This is a genomic window from Gordonia sp. NPDC062954, from assembly GCF_044543825.1.
In the GTDB taxonomy this organism is placed as follows: domain Bacteria; phylum Actinomycetota; class Actinomycetes; order Mycobacteriales; family Mycobacteriaceae; genus Gordonia; species Gordonia tangerina.
The window spans coordinates 1-2,939 of the sequence record NZ_JBITWL010000061.1; the positions used below are offsets into that span (position 1 = coordinate 1).

General features: G+C 64.9%; 2 protein-coding genes and 1 pseudogene. 2 read left to right on the forward strand and 1 reads right to left on the reverse strand.

Going from position 1 to position 2,939, the window contains the following annotated elements:
• A pseudogene (locus ACIGKQ_RS25180) lies at window positions 1–1,299 on the reverse strand (integrase core domain-containing protein); the annotation flags it as partial.
• 198 nt (window positions 1,300–1,497) lie between these two features.
• On the opposite strand from ACIGKQ_RS25180, the gene ACIGKQ_RS25185 reads away from it, so the two are divergent.
• Window positions 1,498–1,860 carry a helix-turn-helix transcriptional regulator gene (locus ACIGKQ_RS25185; protein ID WP_007240805.1) on the forward strand — a complete coding sequence of 121 codons (363 nt, stop codon included), beginning with the start codon at window positions 1,498–1,500 and terminating at the stop codon, window positions 1,858–1,860.
• A partial coding sequence (gene arsB, locus ACIGKQ_RS25190) for an ACR3 family arsenite efflux transporter (RefSeq protein WP_396575173.1) occupies window positions 1,857–2,939 on the forward strand: 1,083 nt, incomplete at its 3' end. The genes ACIGKQ_RS25185 and arsB, both read left to right, overlap by 4 nt.

Here is a 2,939-nt window from a genome sequence, read left to right on the forward strand (position 1 = left end):
TGTGATGTATCGGGACATCGGTGACGTTTCTGCATCTGGACATTGGTGACACTTGGTGTGTCAGGACTTCGGTGACGGTGCGGTCTTCTTGGTGGGGCGTGGGCCGCGGGGTTGTCGATTTCCGACGTAGGTGATTCCTGGGGCGGGTCGGGGGTGTTCGACGAGGACTTCGCCTTCGGTGTTGGCGATGACGATTGTGTTGTCGTCGGTGACAACGAGGACCTGGTCGAAGGCGTGGTCCACATCGACCATGTAGGTGACTGCGTCCACGCTGATGGTGCCGGAGGTGCTGACAGTTCTGGCCAGGACGCCGTCGGGTAGGTCGGTGGGTTGCCGCTGTGCGGGCCGAGGGCGTGGTGTCGGCGGATCGAGCAACGGCCGACCGAATTTGGGGTGTGGCGCGTCGGCTTTCGGTGTTGCCTGCCAGGCGGTCAACGGTGTGACCCGCCCGGGCAGTCCTTGGTGAGGCCGCTCGGTGTTGTAGATGTGGTCGAACGCGTCGACCTGGGCCTGCAACTCGGCCAGGGTGTCGGCAAGTGGCTGTTTGTCCAGGTAGCGGAACAGTGTCTGGTGGAAGCGTTCGTTCTTGCCCTGCGTGGTGGGCTTGTAGGGCTTGCCGGTGATTGTTTCGACTCCGAGCGCGTGGGCGTGTTCGACGAGTTGACCGATGCGGCCGCGGCGTGAGGGGTTGAAAGCGGGCCCGTTGTCGGTGAGGAGTCGCTGGGGCACGCCGTGAGCGGTCACCGCCTTGTCGAACACCGCGATCGCGGCGTCGGAGGTCTCACCGGCGGCCACGTGGGAGCCCACGGCGTAGCGAGAGTGATCGTCGATCAGTTGCAGGATGACGCACGTACGTCCGCCGGTCAGAACGTATTCGGTGCCGTCGAGTTGCCAGCACGCATTCGGTGCGGGATAGACGAACCGCCGCCACGCCGAGCGGGGCTTCTTTTTCGGTTCACGCCGGGCTACTCCGGCATCGCGGAAGATGCGGGCCAGCGATGCTGTCGAGGGGACCTGTGCCATGCCCATCGACCGCATCTTGTCGTGCACGCTGATCGGTCCGTGGTCCAGACCCGACCTTTCCAAGGCGGCGCGCACCGCCACCGCTTGTGACTTGACCTCGTCACTGAGCGCTGACGGGCTCGACTTTGGGCGGCGGGTCCGCGGTTCGAGGGCTGCCGCGGGCCCCTCGACTTTGGCGCGTTTACGCAGCTCGTAGAACGACTTTCGAGAAATTCCGTGTTCGACGCAGAATGTTGAGACCGCTCCGCGGGGTGCATCATCAGGCCACTGCGAGATAGCTAGCCGGACGACAGGGTCGATAGGTTCATTAACAGCCACCGTCTGAGCGTTGAATGCGGCACGTGAGCTGACCCGAGGATGGCGGTTCGATCGGAGCCCAACCGGTTGCTTGTCGTGGACACCAACGCGAAAGCGCAAGCCTGCTTCCAGGTCGGCCACCTTGTCGCCTGCATCGACGTGTGTCAATATTGACGCGTGTCGAATAAGAATCTCCTGCTGCCACCCGGCCGCGGCCTCAGTAGCGACGAGACCGGGGCTGTCACCCCACTGTTGAAGGCACTCGCTGATCCGGTTCGACTGCGGTTGCTGTCGGAGGTCGCTGCGCATCCGGGCGGCGAGGCGTGCGTGTGCGACATCTCCGGGCCGTTCGAGCTGTCGCAGCCGACGATCTCGCACCATCTGAAGGTGCTGCGCCAGGCGGGTCTGGTGACCAGCGAGCGCCGCGCGACCTGGGTGTACTACCGGGTGAACACCGAAGCGCTGCAACAACTGTCGGGCCTGCTGGGCGATCTCGCCACGGTCGTGGGGGAAACGCGGTCGTGTGAGGCCGACCAGTGACCGCCACCGACACCGCGGTCGCGGGCAAGTTGTCGACGCTGGACCGGTTTCTGCCGGTGTGGATCGGCGCCGCGATGGTCGCCGGACTGCTGCTCGGTCGAGTCGTCCCCGGCCTGGGTGACACTTTGGCGGCGGTCGAGCTCGACGGCATCTCGCTGCCGATCGCCCTCGGATTGCTGATCATGATGTATCCGGTGCTGGCCAAGGTGCGCTACGACCGACTCGACTCGGTCACCGGTGATCGTCGCCTGCTACTCGGGTCGTTGGCGTTGAACTGGATCATCGGACCGGCGTTGATGTTCGCGCTGGCCTGGCTCCTGCTCCCGGATCTGCCGGAGTACCGGACCGGACTGATCATCGTCGGCCTGGCCCGATGCATCGCGATGGTCATCATCTGGAACGACCTGGCGTGCGGCGACCGCGAAGCCGCTGCTGTTCTCGTCGCACTGAACTCGGTGTTCCAGGTGGTCATGTTCGCCGTGCTGGGTTGGTTCTACCTCTCGGTGTTGCCCGGATGGCTGGGCCTGGAGCAGACCACCATCGACACCTCGCCGTGGCAGATCGCGAAGTCGGTGCTGATCTTCCTCGGTATACCCCTGGTCGCAGGCTTCCTCACCCGCCGCATCGGCGAGCGAACCAAAGGCCGCGACTGGTACGAGTCCTCGTTCCTGCCGCGTCTCGGGCCGTGGGCCCTTTACGGGTTGCTGTTCACCATCGTCATCCTGTTCGCGTTGCAAGGTGAGCAGATCACGTCGCAGCCGTGGGACGTCGTGCGGATCGCTCTGCCGCTGCTGATCTACTTCGCGGTGATGTGGGGCGGTGGGTTCGTGCTCGGGGCCGCGATGGGGCTGGGGTATGCGCGAACCACCACGCTGGCGTTCACCGCCGCGGGCAACAACTTCGAGCTCGCCATCGCCGTCGCGATCGCCACCTACGGTGCAACATCCGGCCAGGCCCTGGCCGGAGTCATCGGACCACTCATCGAGGTCCCCGTCCTCGTCGCCCTCGTGTACGTGTCCCTGGCACTGCGGAAACGCTTCACCACCCCAACCACTGCCTCCAGCCCGGATGTGTCGAAG